The following is a 21,790-nucleotide window of genomic DNA, read 5'->3' as shown; positions in this document are numbered from 1 at the left end:
CCCAATCACAGAGCGCAAAGAAGGATTAACATGTATTTATCTACTATTCAGAGAGATCATATGGTCCCAAAATCACCTTACTTCTGCTTAAAGAAAAACTGCTCCGGGTGATAAATATATGTCCAGATTGTATCCCAACCCCACAAGCCTTTTTCAGGCACATTCCTCAAATTATCTCGTACTATGACGGGGTGCGGAGCAAGTCCCACGGTCCCTATGGTCCAGAGGTTCTCTGCCTGGGAGCGTAAGATCTCCTTACCGAGCTTGATCCTTTCTTGGTCATCCATTACGCTCTGCATCTTCTCCCATAGGGAAATGAGCCGCTTCATCTCCTGAGGTGGCTCTTCCCCCGCTTTTCCACCAGATACATACCATTGAGCCCAGAGCGGACACCAGCTATTTTCCCACCCCCAGCTCATAGGCACATACCACATTGGGGTTATCGGAAATAGGACATCCGTGTTTTTATCAGCGTTCCACACCGTCATATCCATCAGGTTCCCACGGGCGCGTACATCCTGCAGTTCGCCTGTAATCTCTTTTACAGCGACCTTTAGCCCAAGCTTTTCCCACCCTTGTTGGACAAATTCGCATAATGGGCCACGAGGAGTGTCAACCCGGGTATACTCTATCAATATCTCAAGCCGCTTCCCGTCCGGCCTTAGACGATAACCATCGGCTCCCCTCTTTAGCCCCATCTCATCCAGAAGCCGATTTGCCTTTTCGGGATTATACTCAATATACGCTTTTGCAAATTCAGGCTCATAGTAACTAGATTGTGGTATAACAGTAGTCTGCCTCGGCTCCGCCAATTCCAGGTAAAACAGCTGATTCATCTCTTCACGATTGATCCCCAAAGACAGGGCTATCCTAAAACGCCTATCCTGGAAGATCTTCCGCATCACAGGATCGCTATGAGTCTGGTTGGGCATGAGGATGAGTTCCCCGCCGAAGACATCCTGCCACATCAACACACGGTAGTTGTTCCTTTTTGCGACTTGTCTGTAAAGAGGGTAATTCTCCAGCAAGGTGTTGAAACCAGCGAAATCTACCTCACCCGAAGTTATCTTCATATTTACCATTTCGAAGTCTTTTACTACCATGACAAATATCCTGTCGATATACGGAAGCTGGTTCCCTTTTGGGTCAACCTTCCAATAATAGGGGTTCCGCTCCGCGGTGACCGTATCAAGACCTTTATGAACGATCCTGTAGGCCTTCAGCGTCGGAGTTCCAGGATCAACTGCACGGCCGCTGCCAGCGTTTATCTGTGCTTTCGCCAGGAATAGCCTCGACCATGTGTCAAAGCCTTGAGATTTTGCGAGCTTTTCAAGATCACCCTTTGAAGTATACTTAGGATGAAACTGTTTGAGATAATGTTTTGGGAGGAAGAAGGACCCTTCAAATCCATCCGAATGAGCGAGCCGGAATAACGCCATCGGATATGGCACCGCAAAATGCAGCCGAATTGCATATTCATTGAGCTTTTCGACTTTCATAAGTTTACCACCCGGAGACCAAGCCTTTGGTTTCACCGGAGTGAGCTCATCGTTAAGAACTACGTCTTCCCACCAGAAGAGGATGTCATCAGCTGTAAAGGGCTGCCCATCAGACCATTTCATTCCCTTTCGCAGGTAGAGGGTCAAGGTCTTTCCATCTGAGGTGAACTCCCACTTCTTAGCTATATTGGGTACCACGGTCTTCCCGTCAGAGTCAATGCGCAATATGGGTTCCTGGCTCATCATAAGCCCGCCATCCTCCAGGATTTGAGGACGCACCGTAACAACTCTGGCAGTACCACCGTACTGCCCAGTCTCCTCTACAGGTTTAACCACCGCTGGTTCCTCCGGCAATCTCTCGTTGACAGGGGGAAGCTTGCCGGCCTTAACCAGAGGAACAAGCATGGGAGCCTCTCCGTATTGCGCTGCCATGGCGAATTGGCAGGCCAGGCCCAGAATCATGATGAACACAAAGGTAAAGGAAATCCGGATTGCTGATGCGGAACATCGCTTCATGGTTCTATCCCTCCTTGCATAGATACCATCTTGAGCCTTAAGATCTTGTCTATTTGAGGAACCCCTTTAGAAACTTCGCCGAATGACCTAATGCTTCGCTATTCTCTGGAGCTTTACACTCAAGAGCTGCACAACCCTTGTAATGAATGGAATCGAGCGCTGTCAGGATTGAACCAAAATCTATATCCTCCGGCGTAGGGATTGTACGGTCCGAATTCGAAAGATGCACATGGGCGATATATGGCGCTGCTTCCGTTATCGCCCTTACAAGATCCTCCCCCTCCAGATTCATATGATAAACATCAGCAACGATCTTGAGGGCACCGCTCCCGACTCGATCACATATTCTCACTGCCTGTGGCAGGGTATTGATAAAATGGGTCTCTTGTTTGTTCAACGGCTCAAGGATTAGGGTGGTTCTAAGCGATTCAGCTTCCTTAGCAATCTCCTTCAAGAGGCCAACAAGAAGCTCTCCTTCCAATTCAGACACTGATGCAAACAATGGTCGTAGGTCGGGGAGTCGGGCCGCGCCGAAGATGGGAACAAATATCACCCCAATCGCGCCTATCTCTGCGGCGCTTTCCAATCGATCTTTCAACTCCGTTATAGCAAGCTCTCGCACCTTTGGGTCAGGATCCAAGAGGCAACCTGATAGCCGGCTGTAGATGGCTCCTACTTTCAACCCCGTTTCTCGGGCAAAACGCTTTACGATCTCTGCGTTGGCTTTCAAACCTTTCCCTACAAGGTCTATAGCGTCGAACCCAAGCCGGCTCGCGGCCTCAAATTTGGCCTCCAGATTATCCCCGGGTAGAATCTGTTCCGCGCATCCTATGAGTATTATTTAAGCCACTCCCCTTCCTGGACCAGCTACAGCAAAGAGCGCCCTCATATAACCAAAACCAATCGCCACACTCTCGGCGGGTTCAAGCCGTCCACCATAATGGGGGGCGTGGAGTTCCATCTCTACCACAACCCAGCCATCAAATCCTATTTCCCTTAGAGTCTCCACGATGTGTTCATTGTCGATATCACCATGTCCCAGCTCAACAAAATACTTACCTTTCTGGTCTCTGACATGTACATGCTTTACGCGATCCCTATGATCCAGCAAGACCTTGCTGGGGTCGCTTCCCGCATAGTTCGCCCACCCGAGATCTACCGCAAACCCGACAAACTCCGGATCGGTAAGTCTACAGATTTCTTTTATAACTGCACCGTCATTCATGAATTCCCAGGCATGATTGTGATAAAGAGCCATGGCGCCGGATTCTGCGCAAGCACGTCCTATGATATTTAGACTCCGGGCCTGCGAGGCGATTTCCTCCGGGCCTAAACCGCCTTCCTTGCTAGCCCCGCTTACAATCACATTCCTGCACCCTATACTCTTCCCAAAACTTGCTATACGCCCGAAGTGTGCCACAAGATCTTGGAGGTTTTGGGGGGCATAAAGATTGGCACCGTGATGCAGGCCAGCCAAGGCAAGACTACGTTCTTGCAACAGTTTCGCGAAAGCCCCGGGTGAATCCAGGTCAAGAAAGCGCGCACCTATCTCGATACCCTCGTACCCTATAGCCGCTATCTTATCCAGCACGCCTACAAGGTCATTTTGGAGCCTCTCCGGACCGAATGCGATAGTTTGACAACCCAAATGCATGCGAATGTATCACCCCTCGAGTATTGAGATTTTGACCTGACTCCTATGGACCCACAATCTCGAACCTACATTCAGGCTACCTAAACGCTTACCCTATTCAATCTCAGCTCGTGCGACCCATCCCCCCTTGCATATTCGTAATAGTAGAAGATCTCATCTTCGAACTGGATCACATCCATATATCTCAAAGTGCCGCGTGCGTGGGGGGACACCAGGATTGGGCCATTGCCTGTGATCTTCTCGAAGCGCCTGAGATCCCATGAAATCGCAAGGCCGGTGCGCTCCTCATAGTTTTCCGAGACATCAGCGCTGCCATCGTAAAAGACCGTGAAAACAGGGGGGATGTAGACCACGGAACATATTCTCGTTGCATAGCTATCCCATCCTGAGGAACCCGGAGACATGACATCCCCCAGCCATTTGAAGTTGACACCGTCGGAGCTTATTGCAAGCGCGGAGTGCGATCTTGTAAGGCCTGTGTTGTAAACATCAGCCGTTGCGTGCATCTCCTGCCGCAGATTCTCGTCTATCCCCGTAGGCGTCGGGGCATAACTGAGGAACATGTAGTATAACCTTCCGATTATGACCACATATGGATCTTTGACGCCTTCGGCCCCCACATCAGAGGCGGTGAAGACTTTCTTCCGGGACGAAATATCAAACTCTGAAGGAGATTTCGCTTCCATCATGTCAGTCCGCCACTTGTTATCGATAGGATCTACATAGCTCACATATAATCTGTAAAGGCCATCGAGACACTTGGTTAGGCTTGCCCTTTCCATGGAACTTGTGGGGAATTGCTCTTTTTTTGCGCTCCAGATGTCCGTGAAGTGCAGCCCATCTTCACTTTCAGCGACTCGGCATTCGATACCCCGGCCTGGTTTTGGTATCCTCAACCTGTAATACAGATAGAACCTGTTCTTCTCGTCATCATAGATCACGCCCGGAGCCCCAACCCAGTAACCGCTCCCGGTCCCAAGCGGCTCTAGCACAGTTACGCCCTTCTCCGGATCAAATAGAGGAGCGATCCCCATCCACTTCCTCGCCAGGGGACAAGACCCGATATTATTGACTTTATGATTGCAGCAACTCTTCAATGAGATCTACCTCCTGTCACGTGTAGCGAAACTGAGGGCATCTCAAAATCCATGCTCCTCTTATCTCTCAATTCTCCTAAACGACAATATACCAAATTATGGGGATCGGAATTTGTCCATTCATCATGAATATGCAGAGGCCAATACTCAGACAAGTCTGGCCAGATGCTCATGAGTCATCAAAAGCCCCCTTTCCACCTTCTCATAACTACCTTCCCATTCAGGATCCTCGTGTTCTACGCTTACAATCCCATCATATCCAGCCCTTCTGAGCGTCTCTATCATCCGATCCCAGTCTATATCCCCAAGGCCGGGGAGCCTATGTTTCCACCATAGACGATGCATGAGAATACCGGCATTCTCAAGAATATTCCGCCGGACCTGTGTATCCTTGGCATGCACATGGAAAATCCTATCTTTAACCTCCTCTATATGCCTGTATGGATCTATGAGCTGCCATACCAGATGTGAAGGATCATATGCAAGACCGAACTTCTCAGGGGGTAGTTTCTCGAAAAGCTTCGACCACATATATGGGGATATGGCTATATTCCCCATCGCAGGGCAATTTTCGAATGCAATGCGGAGAGGGCTGTCACCTATCAGCTCAACCATCTCCTCAAAGAACCCGACTACCCTATCAATGCTTCCCTCATATCCCGCGCCCTCAACTATGCCCGTCGAAGTCACAATTAACGGTATATTGAGCTTAATGGCAAATTCTATCCGCGCCTTGAGGTTTTTGACATGTCCTTCAGCTACCGCCGGGTCTGAATCAAAGAAATTCCTGCAATAGATTAAAGCGCATATTTCAATCTTCTCCTGCGCCTTACGGAAAACATCCGCATCCAATTGGATATGGGGGCCTACCTCCAATGCGGAGAAGCCATTGGCGTGCGCCCAGTCCGCGATTTCAAGGAGGCTCCTCCCTCTGAAGCAATTTGTCAATAGCCCAAGCCTCACAAAAATCCCTCCCTTACCATGATGTCCATAGATAATGAGCATAGATCCCCGTAACCGGTTCCGTAACTTGCAGCGACGTTCCATTTTTAGTATAAGATGCTATGCGATACTCTCACCATCGGCCAAATCTCACTCTCATTCCATCCAGACGCCTAGGCCGCCCTGCATATCTTTTACTGCTACTACTTTGCGTGGAGGCCCAGAACTCTGTCTCACCTTGAGTTCTGTAGGAAGCTTAACCTCACCCGCTCGCAACGTCCCATCTTTTCTTTCAAGAATATCCAGGAGAAGACGGGCGGCTGTCTCGCCCACCTCCCTGATGGATTGCTTTATCGTCGTAAGGGAGGGCCTCACAAGCGAGGCAAGGTGTATGTCGTCAAATCCTACGATAGACACATCATCAGGGATCCTCATACCTGAATCCTGAAAATACCCCATGGCTCCAAGGGCCATTAGATCGTTTGCCGCGAAAATGGCGGTAAACTCCACCCCGCGAGAAGAGAGTTCCTTTGCGGCCTTATATCCGCCGTTCTCCGTATCATCACTCAGAACCACGAGGCGTTCATCAACTGCTAGTCCATAATCTTCAAGCGCCCGACGGTAGGCCTCCAGTCTCTCGCCACCATGAATCGATTCCGGAGGACCTGCGATGGTGGCGATACTCCTGTGACCAAGTTCATACAGATGCCCAATCGCCTGGAAGACGCCATCAGTATCATCTACTGTCACAGCAGGACACCTGAACTTCCGACTTCTCCTATTTATCAAAACCACAGGGAAATCATGCCCAAGCATCGAGTTTATCTTCTCAAAATCAGACTCCCTGATCCCGCTGCCCAGGAGTATTAAGCCATCTACCCGCTTCTCGCTGAAAAGTCGGAGATAGACTGACTTATCAGGAGAAGTGCTCAGCACCAGGTGATACCCCCGGACATCAACAACCTCCCCTATTCCCTGAATAAGCTCACTGAAATAAGGGTTTCCGAAAATGAATCTCGCGGACCTGGGAATCACAAGCCCTATGCTTTGAAGCCTCTTGGTCGCGAGCCCCCTCGCCACGAAGTTCCGGCTATACCCCACTTCGTTGACAATCCGGAGGATACGCTCCCTGGTCTCCTCACTCACATCTTTCCTATGATTTAAAGCGCGCGATACTGTAGCTTTTGAGACGTTGGCAAGCCTCGCGATATCGTTTATATTCATACCCTCATCGATCCACCACCGGACCGGATCAGACCCTATCACACCACGTCAGAATTAAAATCGAGATTAACATCAGAACCAGAGTCAGAGTCAGAGTCAGGATCAGGATCAGGATCAGGATCAGGATCAGGATCAAATTTGGATTCAGACTTGGACTCGGATTAAGGTTTATTCGAAACCGGTTCCGGACGTTATCTATATACTTCAACCCATACTCATAAATTCCTGCTTAGCGAGAAAGATTTTTCTGTAGACATCTCGTGCCATGCCTAATTCTGAAGATGAGTCTATCATATAGGCATGCGTGATTTCTCAAAGGGAGCGGGCCCTCGAGTACCTGGCGGTATCTTGACCAGGTCTCCGGAGCGGGTGGATATTTCCTCGCCGCCCCAAAGCGCGGGTAAAAACTTTTAGCCAGATCTCTAAAATGGGTGGCGAGCCCTTGGCTACTTCAAACTGCTGGTGATGAGTTTTCGGTCGCCCTAGACCGATGGCGACGAGTTTGCGGAAAAGGCCTCTAGGCTCCCATCTATCCTTACCGGCCTTTTCAACCGTATAGGAGTCGATGCCGGCTTCGGTGGTTATGGCTTGAAGCGGGGACAGATCGAAAATTTCTGTGATCTGGTATATAATAGCTTCCAGCCAGATCTAAAAGGGCATCCCAAATTAGCTTCCAAAAAGGACCTTATGGAGATCGTAGAAAAGTGCATGTGAGTCAATGATGACTGGACACAAGAAGGGGAAGGTCATGAGCAGGAGACTACTCTTGGGGATAGATATTGGGACCTCAGGTTGCAAGGTAGCCGCGTTTGGCCTTGAGGGTCAGATTGCTGGCACAGTTACAATGAATTACAAGACATATTATCCCCACTTTGGCTATGTGGAGCAAGATGCCGGGGAATGGTGGCATGCTGCCTGTGATGCTATCCAAGCGATGATGCGGGACCATGCAATCCGCCCTGACGAGATCGCCGCTGTTGGGGTGGCGGGCCAGAGCTGGTCCTGCCTCCCCGTCGATGAGAGGGGAACCCCTCTTCATAATGTCATGATCTGGCTCGACAGGAGGGCGACCGAGCAAGCTCAGTGGATGAAAGACAAATCAGGGGAAGACAGGCTTATCAACCTAAACGGTAACCCGGTGGACCCTGCATATATTGTTCCCAAGATGCTGTGGCTCAAGGAAAATGAGCCTGAGGTATATAACAGGGCTCATAAATTCCTGCAGAGCAACGCCTTTATAGTTTTCAAACTTACAGGGATGTATTCTCAAGACTACTCACAGGGATATGGGTTTCATTTCTTCAATATCTCGAAAGGTGCCTGGGATGAAGAGATGGCTGATGAATTGGACCTTTCCCTGGAGAAGGTCGCGCCAATTTATCATTGCCACGAGGTGGTAGGAGGCGTCACCCGCCAGGCCGCAGGAGAAACGGGCCTATGTGAGGGAACGCCGGTAGTGGCAGGGGGACTCGACGCGGCTTGTTGCACCTTGGGCGCAGGAGTTATCAGACCCGGTCAGACTCAAGAGCAGGGAGGCCAGGCTGGCGGCATGAGCATCCAGGTTGACCAGCCCCTGATCCACCATAAACTCATCCTAGGCTATCATGTGCTCCCGGGTCAATGGCTTCTCCAAGGAGGCACGGTGGGGGGCGCGGGAACGCTCAAGTGGTTCGATGAACACCTGGGGGCCGGGGCCCGGCAGGTGGCCAAAGAGCGCGGGATCAGCCCATTTGAGGTCATGAGCGAGGAGGCGAGCCAAATCAGACCAGGGAGCGATGGACTCATCTTTCTCCCCTACATGGCCGGAGAACGATCCCCAATATGGAATAACAAAGCCCGAGGGGTCTTCTTTGGGCTTTCCTACGATAAGACAGAGGCTCACATCATCCGCTCCATCATGGAGGGAGTGGGCTATTCACTCCTCCATAACCTCGACACTGCGGAAGAGGTAAAGGCTCATGCCAGCGAACTCGTTAGCGTAGGAGGGGCTTCCAACAGCCGGGTATGGACTCAGATCAAAGCCGATATCACTGGAAGACCTACTCACGTACCCTCTTCTGATCATGCCACCACCCTTGGGGCTGCCATGTTAGCCGGGATAGGTGTGGGGGTTTATAAGAATTTCGAGGAAGCTGTGAATCGAACAGTGCATATCCAGCGGACCCATATTCCTGATGAGTCGAATCACCGCATCTACCAGAGGTATTATGAACTATACATCGAACTATACAATAGGCTGCGAGATTGTTTCGACCTTCTCCACGAATTAAGTATGCAAGTCGAACGCTGAAGGGGATTGATGATGAAAGCTGCAGTATTGCATGGTCAAAGAGATATTCGCTACGAAGAGATAGAGGTGCCCCAAATCAATGACGATGAGATCCTGGTGAATGTGAAAGCTACCGGAATCTGCGGATCCGATGTACCGCGCGTATTGGGGAATGCGGCCCACTATTACCCAATCGTGCTGGGTCATGAATTCTCGGGAGAGGTTGCGGAGGTGGGGAAACAGGTAAGGGGTATATCAGTGGGGGATCGTGTCGCCGGCGCTCCTCTCATTCCCTGTCACAGGTGCGTGGACTGCGTGCAGGGAAATTACGCCCAATGCAAGCACTATACATTTATAGGCTCCAGGGTTTTTGGGAGCTGGGCTGAATATGTGAAACTCCCAGGTATCAATGCAGTCAAACTTCCCGAGGGAGTATCATATGAACAGGGCGCGTTCTTTGAGCCTGCCACTGTAGCGTTTCATGGCCTATTTGGCATTGACTTCCGTGGTGGCTCAGACGTAGCGATCATGGGAATGGGAACGATCGGGTTGCTCGTCCTCCAATGCGCGAGAATCTTGGGAGCTAAACGCATTTTCGCCTTTGATATCGATGATACCAGGTTGAAAATGGCGGAGGAATATGGAGCGGATGTATGCCTGAACACGCGAGATGAGGGATTTCAAGAAATCGTCAAGCAAGAGACCAATGGCCGGGGCTTTGAGCTTGTGGTAGAGGCGGCGGGGGTAGCATCCACGGAGAAATTCAGCATCGAGATTGCCTCCAACAAGGGTAAGGTAATGTTCATCGGGACGCCCTCAGGAAATATCTCGTTCACCCTCAGGGAATTTGAGAATATAAACAGAAAAGAACTCACTATTCGCGGCTCCTGGATGTCATACTCGGCCCCCTTCCCGGGTAAGGAATGGGAATTAGCGGTCTATTATTTTCAGAAAGGACGCCTCGGTTGCGATAGGTTAATAGATAGAATCGTCCCCCTTGGGCAAATCTCCAAAGCCTTTGAGGATCTGATGTCGGGGAAAGTAAAGGGGAAGATTCTGCTGAAACCGTGAAAATGCCAAGAACAAGTGCCGCCATCGTATCCCCTTTAGCAGGGATTTTGGAGCGCTCTTCTACGGGCGTCAACTCCGCGAGCGCCGATCCCATGGACGTCGGCCTGGCGTTCATCAGTCCTTGAACGCCAGGCTCAAATATGGATCGCATCAACCACACAGTGTAGCATAATCGGAGCAAGTACCTTAAATGCTTCTGCCCTCTCACAGCCAGCCTTGGCGCCATATTCTCTGGCCTTCAGATCAAAATATATGCTGAATCTCTCCATGGTCGCCTCATCTACCTGGCTCTTGTGACAGGCAATAGCCGCAAACTTCCTATCCCAGTCCCTCTGACTCACTTCAACGTATGTGTTGGGGTAGGCCGTATGATAGTATGCTATGCCGCGAATTGGATAGGGTCTGAATGAGACGTCGATAGCCGGGTCGCTCTTGATATTGACGAAATTGTAGAGCAGCACGGCAGCTGCAGCAGCTTGTCCGCAAATCAGGTGATCAGGATGAGATTCGTATGGAAGATACGGATCTACTGTCATCAGAAGGTCGGGACGAAGCTCTCGTATGGCGCGGATAATGTCGAGGCGAACCGAATAAGATGAATAATCACCGGCATCTGGATATCCAAGCCACCGCACTTCCTTGACCCCCAGCTCGCGGGCGGCCGCTTCCTGTTCCTGCCTTCTGATCGCGGCGAGCTTATCCAGCCCAAGGGCAGGGTCCTGAGTTCCGGCGGAATCGTCCGTCACCGTCAGATATATGACCTCGGCTCCCAGGCGAACCAGCTTTGCAATGGTGGCGCCCGCGCCGATGTCGGTATCATCCGGATGCGGCTGGACACATAAGATCCGCTGGCATTCCTCGATCTTCGGTATCTGAACCATTGGCCGGAAGATTTCAGATTTGGATGACATACTCACCGTCCCCGACTACGCTGCGTCCGCCGAGAGGAGCAACCACTCCCCGACACGTCTATCCTCTTCACGCTCCTTGCGCCACCGCAATTCCCCTGAGTTCAAGTTTCTCTGCGAAATGACAGGCCACGATATGCTCTTTGTCATCCTCGCCGTAGATGTTCCTCAGCTTTGGCGCCTCCTTGCTGCATATCTCTTGGGCATAGTTGCACCTGGGATGGAAATAGCACCCGCTTGGAGGATTCGCTGGATCAGCTACCTCTCCCCTCAACAGGATCCTCTCTGTCTTGAACCTCGGATCTGGCTTCGGCACCGCTGAAAGCAGAGCCTCAGTATATGGATGCTTCGGGTTCGCAAAGAGCTCTTCTGTATCCGCCACCTCTACTACCTTCCCCACATACATCACTGCCACCCTGTCGCTTATGTGTTCCACTACGCTCAGGTCATGGGCTATGAAGAGATAGGTGAGGTGCATCTCTGCCTGCAGGTCCTGGAGAAGGTTCAATATCTGAGCCTGGATAGATACATCGAGGGCTGACACTGACTCATCACAGACTACAAGCCTCGGGTTTAACGCAAGTGCCCTCGCTATACCTATCCTCTGCCTCTGCCCTCCGCTGAAGGCATGCGGGTATCTCCTCATATACTCAGGCCTGAGCCCTACCTGCCTCATGAGCTGCGCAACCCTGTCCTCCAGCTCCTTGCCCTTTGCCACGTTGTTCACCAGCAAAGGTTCACCAATGATATCCTTTACAGTCATCCTTGGATTTAGAGAGGAGTATGGGTCCTGGAATATGAGCTGCATATCCTTGCGTAGGCTCCTGAGTTCCTTATGGTCCAGACTCGCCACATCCACCATTTCCCCGTTCTTCCTGAACAGGATCTGCCCGCTGGTTGGATCTATGGCCCGGAGGATGCATCTCCCTGTGGTGGTCTTGCCACACCCGCTCTCTCCCACGAGCCCCAGTGTCTCCCCTTCCGGGATCCTGAAGCTCACATCATCTACTGCCTTCACATACCCCACCACATGCCTCCATATCCCCTTACGTATGGGGAAATGCTTCTTCAGATCCTTCACTTCCAGGAGTATATTCTTACGCATCTTTCTCCACCTCGCCATATAAAAGGCAGCTTACCCGGTGCCCGGGGGCAACCTCCACCAGCTTCGGGATCTCTTTGTCACATACTCCCCTCTTAAACTGAGGGCACCTCGGATGGAACGAGCATCCCGGGGGTATGTTATAGGCATCAGGGACTACTCCCTTTATGGACTCCAGCCTCTCCCTGCTCTTTCTCCCCACCTTGGGGATTGACTTCAACAGAGCCTTTGTGTATGGATGCATCGGGTTATGGAATAGATCATCAACTGATGTGCTCTCAACTATCCTTCCAAGATACATGACCACCACATCTTCTGCCATCTCGGCTATAACCCCGAGGTTATGGGTGATCATCATTATGGACATCCCAAACTCTCTCTGCAGGTCCCGCATCAGATCCAGTATCTGCGCCTGGATCGTGACATCCAGGGCCGTTGTGGGCTCATCAGCTATCAAAAGCTTGGGGTGGCATGACAAGGCCATGGCTATCATCGCCCTCTGCCTCATCCCACCACTCAACTGATAGGGATACTCATCTATCCTCTGCTCAGGCCTCGGTATCCCAACACGAGCCAGCATCTCTATGGCCTGCTTGCGTGCCTGCTTTTGATCCACATCCTGGTGGAGAAGTATAGCCTCTATTATCTGATTCCCTATAGTGTAAACAGGGCTAAGGGAGGTCATCGGCTCCTGGAAGATCATAGCTATCTCCTTGCCCCGGATCCGCCTTATCTCAGGACCTGTTGGATCCAGTGTGGTGAGGTCCAAATCCCCGCCCTCTTCCTCGCCTCTGTGCAGGATGATATTCCCCTCCACGATCTTCCCTCTTGGCCCTAAGATCCTCAGGATAGACTGGGCGGTGACACTCTTGCCGCACCCGCTCTCCCCAACCACTCCCAGGGTCTTGTTCTTCCCGAGTTCAAAGCTAACACCATCCAGGGCTCTTACCGTGCCCTCATCATAGAAGAAATATGTCTTGAGGCCGTTCACCTCTAGCAGAATATCATTATTACCCATAATATCCACCGCCACCTCATATAGCAGTCAGTCTTCCTCTCTAAAAGTAGCCGGTTGCCATCTTCATGTCTCGATCCCCGATGGCGCCGGTCGAGTCGGCATGGAGGACTACCTGGCATAAGGATCTGCCGCATCCCGGAGCCCATCGCCTAGGAAATTGAATGCCAGCACCGTGATTACCACCATCAGGCCTGGGAGCAGAAGCCACGGGGTCAAAGCGACTGTTCTCACGTTCTGGGCCTCCTGCAGGAGAACGCCCCAACTTATCGTTGGCGGGCGGAGTCCGAGCCCCAGGAAGCTTAGACTTGTCTCACCCAGGATCATTCCCGGGATGGAAAGAGTGATCGATGCTATGATGTAGCTCATGAATGACGGGACCATATGCCTGGTTATTATCCTGAATTCACTGGCTCCGACGAGCCTGGCCGCCATTACGAAGTCTTCCTCCCTCAGTGAGAGGAACCGGCTCCTCACTACTCTTGCAAGGTGAGTCCATCCAATAAGGGAAAGAATGACGGTGATACCGAAATACACTCGAAGTGGAGGCCAGTGAGGAGGAAGCGCTGCGCTCAATGCCATCCATAGAGGAATAGTTGGTATACTCCTGAGAAACTCGATGACACGCTGGGTTATAACATCAAAGGTTCCACCATAGTAGCCTGAGAATCCCCCGATTATGATCCCCAGCACAAAGCTCATCAGCACCCCCACAAGCCCGATCGTGGTAGAGATCCTCGCCCCATAAAGAATCCGAGAGAACATATCCCGCCCCATTCGATCAGCGCCCAAAAGGAAGATGGTGCCTTCCTTGACTCCAAAGAGATGAAGGTCGCTCTCCCAAATCCCCCAAAACTTATATGGTGCCCCTTTGACAAAGAAGTATATGGGATATACCTTATCAGGATCAGGAACATACTTTCGTCTCAGGGTCTCCAAATCGATTTCCCGCTTATACCCGTAGACGAAGGGCCTCATATGGAACCTGCCGTCTTTATCGATGAAGCGGATCCTCTGAGGCGGGGCATAGGTGTACTTGACGTCATAGACGTTTGGGTCATAGGGAGAGAGGAATTCACAAAAAGCCGCAAGGAGATATATTATGATGAGCACAATCCCACTTACAATAGCTAAACGATGTCGCCTGAACTTCCACCATGTGAGCTGCCATTGGGAAGCAACGTATATCCTTTCATCACCAGCTGGGGCTTCCTCTTCCGTTATCTCAGGAATTACGCCATTATTGTTCGCGACCGGTTTATTGTTGTTTTCCCGCTTATCCTCTGATGACATAGCCATCCCCCTACTCGTACCTTATTCTAGGATCCAGCCAGGCAAGCAATATATCAGACACGAGAGTGCCTATGATCGTCAGAATGCTGAGCAACATGATGAAGCTGCCGGCCAGATACATATCCTGGCTTTGAAGGGCTCTCAAAAGCAAAGGTCCTGTGGTAGGCAAGCTGAGCACCACTGCAGTTATGGTTTCACCTGATATGAGCCCGGGAAGCGACCAGCCAACAGTGCTGATAAAGGGTATCAGGGCGATTCTGACAGGATACTTGTAAAGAAGCCTCCCCTCTGGCACTCCTTTTGCTCTGGCCGTGACCACGTAAGGCCTGCTGAGCTCATCGAGCAGGTTGGCCCTCAAAGTCCTTATGAGCCCAGCTGTGCCACCCAAACCGATGACAATCACCGGTATCCATAAGTGCCTCAGCATGTCCACGAACTTCGCCATACTCCACGGCGCCTCCACAAACGCAGGAGAGAAAAGCCCGCCTACACTCTGGCCGAAATAAGCATAGGCTATCCACATGAGGACGAGGGCTAACATGAAGTTTGGGGTGGCAATTCCGATGAATCCAAGGAAGGTTACAATGTAGTCGCCTATTGAATATTGGTGAGTCGCCGAATAGACGCCCACCGGGAACGATACAACCCAGGTGAACAACATGGTGAAAAGAGACACGACGAAGGTGAGGGCAAGTCTCTCCCAAATGAGGGAACTCACTGGCCTATTCCATTCAAAAGACTGGCCAAAGTCTCCATGCAGCATCCCCCATACCCATTTGAAATACTGGACGTATATGGGTTGGTCGAGGCCATAGCGCTTCGTGAGGGACGCTATCGTAGCCTCGTCTACCGTCACGCCTGACTGGCTCAGCTGAGCTATATATGACGTGAGGTAGTCGCCAGGAGGCAGCTGGATAATTATGAAGGAGACTATTGATACAAGTATGATGGTAGGAATAGCATAGAGAATACGTCTAGCAATATACCCTAGCAAGATATCACCCTCCTTGTGCGGATATTTTGTTATCTCTTATCGTGCCTAGCCAAAGGATAGATTTGGCCTCCTCCTTATTGGCCAAAAGCCAGTCACAAAAGAGTTTCTAAAGCCTCCCATACTTATTTTTTCATCATAGAATCCTTTTTCCCTCCTATGCCGAAATCAGATTATTAATTCCATAATATGCCAAAATCAGCCATTACTCCGAGGATCTCCACAAAGGATCACCGCACGGCAGGGCGCTAATTTCAAATAGATAGGGATCCAATAGACTTTATTTTGATAAAAAAGATTCGACATCAAATACAAGGATTCCTCCTTTTTGCAGGCTGTAGCTATAAATTATGATGAATACCTATGGATAGAAGATGAGCGCGCCCATACCACACATACTCAGCTAATGGCTTACGTTCTGGTTTAGCCCGCCATAGTTCATGAAAGGGGGAGCAGAGGCCCCCTTTCTCTTAACGAGCCTTCCTGAAAGCAGAAAACTCCTCAAAACCAGTCTCTACAGGGGGTCTCATTAAAGAAAAGCTTAAATGAGCTCAAGGGCAATGGCCCTAACAGGAGAGCTGTCGAGCCCCTTGACATTCCAGGGAAGCGCCAATAGATAGAACTCTCGCTTCTTCAGTTCATGAAGATTAGCAAGCACCTCCAGGAATGTAATATCATGTTTCATGAGAATATCATGGATGGTCCGGATTTCGTCCACAGTGGTCCCGATGGTGATAGCGGGATCAAAACCCAGCATCTTGATTTTCCTATCAGCCAGCCAACTTGCAGCTTCGATGGTGAGCGACGGTTTCTCATCTCCATCCTTGAATCCCTTCCCTGTGTTTCTGATGATCACAATATATCCTGGCCGCAGAAGCGGCCCTACCTCGCGTTCAAGAAGAGGGGGATCGATTTTGCCGCCAGGCCCGTCAAATCTAACATCTAGAAGCACTGCATTCCCCATATATGCCCAAAGAGGTAGCTCGGTTACATCTTTCCCGTCTTCATAGAAATGAAGCGGCGCCTCGATATGAGTCCCGATATGGCTCATAGTGTCTATTTCATGCATCACAGTCCTGTCATGGGGAATCAATCCCTTCCTGATTTCAAGACGCCTCTCCTCATGGCCAGGGACCAATAAGACAGAAAGGTCGACCATCCGGTACTTATTTGCAAATTCCTCAAGCATTGTCTATATACACCAGCCTCTCTCCGAAAATGAATGGCCCGCTACCTGCCTTCCGATGATATTGCTGCGGTAGCATCGGCGTGTGTACCCTTCATATGAGATTACCATATGGACTCAGAAATCCCTTCCGCGGAGGCTTTAATAATTCGATTCCAATTATCACTGCGTGTAAGAACGTAATTTCTATACATCTGTGCCTACAATGATTCTAATACCGACCACATTTTAAATCACTTCAGTTCAGTGATTGTTCTAATTCCGCTCCTTACTATATTGACATCATCACACATCCATGATAGTATCAACTCGACAAAAGCATTATGCGGTCAGTGTATTGTATAATCTAAGACTTCTGTGTAGAAAACTTTTCTATACGCTTTTAAAGAAAAAGAGCATATTATACCATCAAGTCCATACTATAGAGTCCTCAAGCAAGAAAAAAGGGGCAATTGAATGTGTCGAGCAAAGTGACAGTAAGCGCCATAGCCGAACTCGCCGGTGTATCCAGGAGCACTGTTTCGAGAGTACTCAATAATAGCAATTATCCTGTCTCTGACGTAACACGGGCCAAGGTAATGCGCGCCATGAAAACCCTCGGTTATACCCTAGATCCTCTCCAGAGTTCTCAGGAAAAGACCAGCCCCAGATTGATAGGCATTGTAGCGTTATCACTCAATCAATCTTTCTTTGGAGATATCATTCAGGCCATTGAGGATACTGCGGGGGAATATGGCCATGGAATAGTCACCTACACAACGAATGGTGATCCTGAACGTGAACGCGAATGCCTGGGGAAAATGGCGGAATTGCGCGTCACAGGAGTCATCGCTGTCCCAGGCTGGAGATCCGACCCCGAACCGTACATACGATTAGAAAAGTCCGGAATTCCTGTAGTTTTCGTAACAAACCGCCTGGAGATCGACGAAATTCCCTACGTGATGGTTGATTCCAGACAGGCTGCCGCGACCGCTGTCCGCTATTTCGCTGATCTCGGATTCACCCGCATTGTGCACCTAGCTGGCCCCAAGGGCGCAGTTGACTCTGAACTTAGACTAATGGGTTACAGGGATGCCTTGGAGCAGCTCGGCATCGGGTACAACGAAAAATACGTATTCCAGCCATGTCATGGATGGGAATCAGGCTATGACACAATGACATTCATACTCAAAAAACAGCTTGTAGAACTGCCCTTTGCAGCTCTCTTTTACTGTGACAGTGTGGCCTGGGGGGCCATGCAGGCTGTACAGGACGCGGGATTTAACTGTCCGAGGGATGTCAGCATCATGGGCTTTGATGATATGCCCTACGCGGAATACCTGCGCCCCAAACTTAGCGCAGTGTCCCAGCCCAAGGGAATGCAAGGGGAGCTTGCGGTAAATATGCTCATCAACCGAATAGAAGGAAAACAGGTAAAAAGCAAGCTACTCACATGCGGGTTGGCCTTGCGCGAGTCATGTGCGCCGGTTATAGATCAAAAAGCGTCTGAAAGGAGATGAGGGAAGTCCCAGATCAAGCCGGAATTCGTGATAAAATGTCGTTCTCTATCAGTTCTTTTTGTGCGACACACTTACCCCAGTTACACAACCGACTGTAGATTGTGTTGGAAAGAGAGGGAATTGATCAATGATGAAACGTATTAATCGGTGTGGTATGGTCGTCCTCATAATCGCCGCGTTTCTGCTGGTTGCGACTCTTGGAACATCGGCCGCAGAGAAAAGAATCGTACGCTATTGGACCGGCTGGACAGGATTTGAGGCGAAAGAACTACAAAAGATAATCGACGATTTCAATGCCACCCATCCGAACATTGAAGTACGCATGACCAATGTGTGGGGGCAATACGACAAATTCCTCACCGCTGTCGCTGGTGGCGACCCACCCGAAGTGGCTTCTTGCGTTTGGACCAGCCAGATAGCTCCCTTTGCAGCTAGAGACGCCCTTCTACCGCTCGATCAATATATCAAGCGGGATAAAATAGATCCCAACGACTTCATGCCCGGACTGTGGCGTTCCTTTGATTTTGAGGGGCACATCTATGGTATGGCTGCGACCACTAACTCTACGATGATTGCATATAACAAGGGGATATTCCGAGAAGTGGGTCTGGATCCTAACGAACCTCCACGTACGCTGGATGAATTAAATAAGGCTATAGATAAGACCACAAAGATCGACAAGCGAGGCTACATAGAACGCATCGGTTATCTACCTTCCTCGCTATACCACTGGGGACTCGTGTTTGGTGGGAACTTCTATGACGAGGCCAAGCACCGTGTAACGGCAAATGATCCTCATATCGTTTCTGCACTAGAATGGCTCGGAAGCTTCGCCAAGAGATATGATATCCGCAAGCTCCAGGCGTTCCAGGCGGGCTTTGGCGCGAGGCAAAGTCCTAACAACCCATTCTTTGTCGGCAAGCAGGTAATGGTAGATGCAGGCGAATGGCAGATCAGTGAAGCAAGGCGCTACGCTCCGAAACTGGACTTCGCTTTCTTCCCGGCGCCACCGCCAGCTGGAGGCCGCAAGAACGTCACTATCTTCGAAGGAAGTATGTTTGTGATACCCAAAGGCTCGAAATATCCTGATGAGGCATGGGAATTTATCAAATATATAACAGGCCCGGAGGCGTCAGAACGGTTCTGCTATGCGCTTCAGAACATCTCGCCACGAAAGAAAGTGGCATACATGGACAAATTCACTAAAGATCCTCGGTTCAAGATGGGAATCGACCTGTTGGCAGGAGAAAATGCCTATGGTCCCATCAGGATTCCTGTCGCAGACACTTACTATGCAGAGATGGCAAAAGCTGTAGATTATGTGCGTCAGGGACAGAAAACAGCTAAGCAGGCATTAGATGACCTGACGAAACTTGTCCAGGGGGAACTTGACCAATTCTACGCTTCAAAGAAATAAACTCTGTGCTATTTATCGAGCGGAGGAGCGAAGATCTCCACCATCTTGACGGAGATCTCTACCATTCCAGAGAAGGGAATACAATATCCCTCCTCCCTATGGAAGAGATATGGTGGCGCTCCTCTCGTTCAGCAGCGATAGAGTGGGGGCAGCGATGCCCCCTAACACTTGATATGGACGGGGTGGCTTCTCCAATGAGACTCTCATATTTGACCGCATCAGAGAAACGCAATTTCCGCAATGGGGTCCTGTTCGCCTTCCCAATAATCATAGGGTTGGCGTTATTCGTTATATACCCAGTGGCCATGTCTCTCTATTACAGTCTAACGAATTATGACGCGATCCGGCATCCTGCTTTTATAGGGATGCGTAATTATGCAACTCTATTGACCAAGGATGCGATATTCGCGCGGTCTATTCAAAATACCCTATATATGGTGCTTATCGCTCTACCACTTGGAATGATCATAAATTTCGCCATCGCTTTGCTTCTCAATACCAAGATCAAATTCCTTGCTGTATACCGGACCCTGTTTTATCTGCCGTCGATCACGCCCGCCGTGGCAACTGCCATGCTCTGGCTCTGGATATTGAATCCTCAGTATGGGCTTTTGAATTCAATCCTATATAAACTTGGAATCATCGGGCCTGGATGGCTTTCTGACCCCGCCTGGAGCAAACCTTCTCTGATACTTATGGGGCTATGGAGAGGCGGGAACGCCATCCTGATTTATCTCGCTGGTCTTCAGGACGTTCCTAAAGAACTCTATGAGGCAGCTGAAATTGATGGGGCAAAATCACTGGCCAGGACAGTACACATAACCCTACCTATGGTGAGTCCGGTAATATTCTTTAACCTGATCATGGGGCTGATTGGTTATTTCCAATATTTTACTGAAGCCTATATTATGACATATGCAGGCGCCGGACAGCTGGGAGGCCCAGCTGAATCCACGATGTTCTATGCTACCTATCTATATCAGAACGCTTTCATGTTTTTTAAGATGGGATATGCGAGCGCTCAAGCCTGGATTCTTTATATACTCATTCTGCTTTGCACAGTTTTACTGTTCAGGACCTCCAGCTGGGTGTATTACAGAGGCATGTAACAGGGAGGCATAGGAGAGAAATGGCAACATCAAAACGAACCTCATTCCTAGTTTCAAAACGGCGACTTCGGGCCATATCTACCAGCTTAGCGCATATAATCTGCATTCTGGGCGGAATCTCTTTCATACTCCCATTCCTATGGATGGTGTCTACATCACTAAAACCTGATACCCAGGTATTCGTCTGGCCGCCGCAGTGGATTCCCAAACCTCCGCAGTGGACAAACTATCCGGGGGCCCTTAATTACATCCCATTCTTCCACTACTATAAGAATACCCTTGTCATCTGCGCCTTGACGGTAATCGGGACTCTATTCTCATGTTCGCTGGGGGCCTACAGTTTTTCGAGAATCAAATGGAAAGGCCGGGACCTGCTATTCTATGCATACCTCAGCACCATGATGCTTCCCTATCAAGTAACAATGATCCCCTTATTTGTAGTATTCAAACGGCTCGACTGGGTGGGGACGAATCTGCCGCTGATAGTGCCTGCGTTTTTCGGGAATGCATTCTATGTGTTCTTGCTCCGTCAATTCTTCCTATCTATACCCCAGGAACTATCAGATTCGGCGTGGATTGACGGATGTACCGAGTTTGACATATACGCGAGAATCATACTCCCGCTTGCCAAACCGGCGCTGGCTACTGTGACGCTTTTTACATTCCTTGCAGCATACCAGGACTTCCTTGCGCCATTGATATATCTGAGTGAGCCAGCGCAATATACCATATCCCTGGGGCTCCAGGAGTTTCGCACACAGTTCGGCGCTGAATGGCAGATGCTCATGGCGGCGTCTACGGTGGTGGTAGCGCCCGTGATCTTGCTTTTCTTCCTGGTGCAGCGGACATTTATCCAGGGTATCACGCTCACGGGGATCAAGGGATAAAAGGCCGCGGCCTCAGACCAATGCCGATGCGAGGAGCGCCCAGAACTCAATGGATTTTCTCTTGGACCAATGTCTATATAATCGAAATAACCGAAGATCAAGAAGGGAAAG

18 protein-coding genes are annotated in these 21,790 nt (G+C 50.1%); 6 read left to right on the top strand and 12 right to left on the bottom strand.

What is annotated here, in order from left to right; genetic code table 11:
• Nucleotides 1–77: 77 nt before the first annotated feature.
• The 6 genes from HPY52_08530 to HPY52_08505 all read right to left on the bottom strand — a co-directional run bounded on the left by HPY52_08530 (nt 78) and on the right by HPY52_08505 (nt 6,932).
• The gene (locus HPY52_08530) at nt 78–2,015 is read right to left on the bottom strand and encodes an ABC transporter substrate-binding protein (GenBank protein NPV80310.1); all 1,938 of its coding nucleotides are present in this window, start codon (nt 2,013–2,015) and stop codon (nt 78–80) included.
• 49 nt (nt 2,016–2,064) lie between these two features.
• Nucleotides 2,065–2,856: a sugar phosphate isomerase/epimerase gene (locus tag HPY52_08525; protein ID NPV80309.1), complete on the bottom strand. Its 792-nt coding sequence runs from the start codon at nt 2,854–2,856 to the stop codon at nt 2,065–2,067.
• Nucleotides 2,857–3,669, bottom strand: a complete 813-nt coding sequence (locus tag HPY52_08520) for a sugar phosphate isomerase/epimerase (protein ID NPV80308.1) — start codon at nt 3,667–3,669, stop codon at nt 2,857–2,859.
• Between the two features lie 80 nt (nt 3,670–3,749).
• Nucleotides 3,750–4,703, bottom strand: a complete 954-nt coding sequence (locus tag HPY52_08515) for a hypothetical protein (protein ID NPV80307.1) — start codon at nt 4,701–4,703, stop codon at nt 3,750–3,752.
• A gap of 210 nt (nt 4,704–4,913) precedes the next feature.
• A complete protein-coding gene (locus HPY52_08510; protein ID NPV80306.1) occupies nt 4,914–5,729 on the bottom strand; it encodes a sugar phosphate isomerase/epimerase in 816 nt (271 codons plus the stop codon).
• Nucleotides 5,730–5,864: 135 nt separating this feature from the next.
• On the bottom strand, nt 5,865–6,932 hold the full coding sequence (locus HPY52_08505) for a LacI family DNA-binding transcriptional regulator (GenBank protein ID NPV80305.1): 1,068 nt from the start codon (nt 6,930–6,932) through the stop codon (nt 5,865–5,867).
• Between the two features lie 748 nt (nt 6,933–7,680).
• On the opposite strand from HPY52_08505, the gene HPY52_08500 reads away from it, so the two are divergent.
• Both HPY52_08500 and HPY52_08495 read left to right on the top strand, forming a co-directional pair.
• Nucleotides 7,681–9,222 carry an FGGY-family carbohydrate kinase gene (locus HPY52_08500; protein NPV80304.1) on the top strand — a complete coding sequence of 514 codons (1,542 nt, stop codon included), beginning with the start codon at nt 7,681–7,683 and terminating at the stop codon, nt 9,220–9,222.
• A gap of 12 nt (nt 9,223–9,234) precedes the next feature.
• On the top strand, nt 9,235–10,272 hold the full coding sequence (locus tag HPY52_08495) for a galactitol-1-phosphate 5-dehydrogenase (GenBank protein NPV80303.1): 1,038 nt from the start codon (nt 9,235–9,237) through the stop codon (nt 10,270–10,272).
• A 134-nt stretch (nt 10,273–10,406) separates the two neighbouring features.
• Here the strand turns inward: HPY52_08495 and HPY52_08490 are convergent, their stop codons facing one another.
• The 6 genes from HPY52_08490 to HPY52_08465 form a co-directional block, all read right to left on the bottom strand.
• Nucleotides 10,407–11,153: a PIG-L family deacetylase gene (locus HPY52_08490; GenBank protein NPV80302.1), complete on the bottom strand. Its 747-nt coding sequence runs from the start codon at nt 11,151–11,153 to the stop codon at nt 10,407–10,409.
• Between the two features lie 97 nt (nt 11,154–11,250).
• On the bottom strand, nt 11,251–12,285 hold the full coding sequence (locus HPY52_08485) for a dipeptide ABC transporter ATP-binding protein (protein ID NPV80301.1): 1,035 nt from the start codon (nt 12,283–12,285) through the stop codon (nt 11,251–11,253).
• Entirely contained in the window at nt 12,278–13,300 is a 1,023-nt protein-coding gene (locus HPY52_08480; GenBank protein NPV80300.1) for an ABC transporter ATP-binding protein, read from the bottom strand. The genes HPY52_08485 and HPY52_08480 overlap by 8 nt, the downstream gene beginning before the upstream one ends.
• Nucleotides 13,301–13,408: 108 nt before the next feature.
• Nucleotides 13,409–14,590: an ABC transporter permease gene (locus HPY52_08475; GenBank protein ID NPV80299.1), complete on the bottom strand. Its 1,182-nt coding sequence runs from the start codon at nt 14,588–14,590 to the stop codon at nt 13,409–13,411.
• Between the two features lie 10 nt (nt 14,591–14,600).
• On the bottom strand, nt 14,601–15,584 hold the full coding sequence (locus tag HPY52_08470) for an ABC transporter permease (protein NPV80298.1): 984 nt from the start codon (nt 15,582–15,584) through the stop codon (nt 14,601–14,603).
• Between the two features lie 538 nt (nt 15,585–16,122).
• A complete protein-coding gene (locus HPY52_08465) occupies nt 16,123–16,770 on the bottom strand; it encodes a hypothetical protein (GenBank protein NPV80297.1) in 648 nt (215 codons plus the stop codon).
• Nucleotides 16,771–17,225: 455 nt separating this feature from the next.
• Between HPY52_08465 and HPY52_08460 the strand changes: the two genes are divergently transcribed.
• The 4 genes from HPY52_08460 (at nt 17,226) to HPY52_08445 (ending at nt 21,679) form a co-directional block, all read left to right on the top strand.
• Nucleotides 17,226–18,266, top strand: coding sequence for a LacI family DNA-binding transcriptional regulator (locus HPY52_08460; protein ID NPV80296.1), 1,041 nt, complete (start codon nt 17,226–17,228; stop codon nt 18,264–18,266).
• A 127-nt stretch (nt 18,267–18,393) separates the two neighbouring features.
• Entirely contained in the window at nt 18,394–19,683 is a 1,290-nt protein-coding gene (locus tag HPY52_08455) for an ABC transporter substrate-binding protein (protein ID NPV80295.1), read from the top strand.
• Between the two features lie 173 nt (nt 19,684–19,856).
• Nucleotides 19,857–20,792 (top strand): sugar ABC transporter permease, encoded by a 936-nt coding sequence (locus HPY52_08450; protein ID NPV80294.1) that lies wholly within the window; start codon nt 19,857–19,859, stop codon nt 20,790–20,792.
• Between the two features lie 20 nt (nt 20,793–20,812).
• Nucleotides 20,813–21,679, top strand: a complete 867-nt coding sequence (locus HPY52_08445; protein NPV80293.1) for a carbohydrate ABC transporter permease — start codon at nt 20,813–20,815, stop codon at nt 21,677–21,679.
• Nucleotides 21,680–21,790 lie beyond the last annotated feature (111 nt).

The sequence above is a fragment of the Bacillota bacterium genome (assembly GCA_013178415.1).
In the GTDB taxonomy this organism is placed as follows: Bacteria; Bacillota; SHA-98; order Ch115; family Ch115; genus Ch115.
Note: the sequence above shows the minus strand (reverse complement) of the source record. Positions and strands in the feature narration are given on the sequence as shown.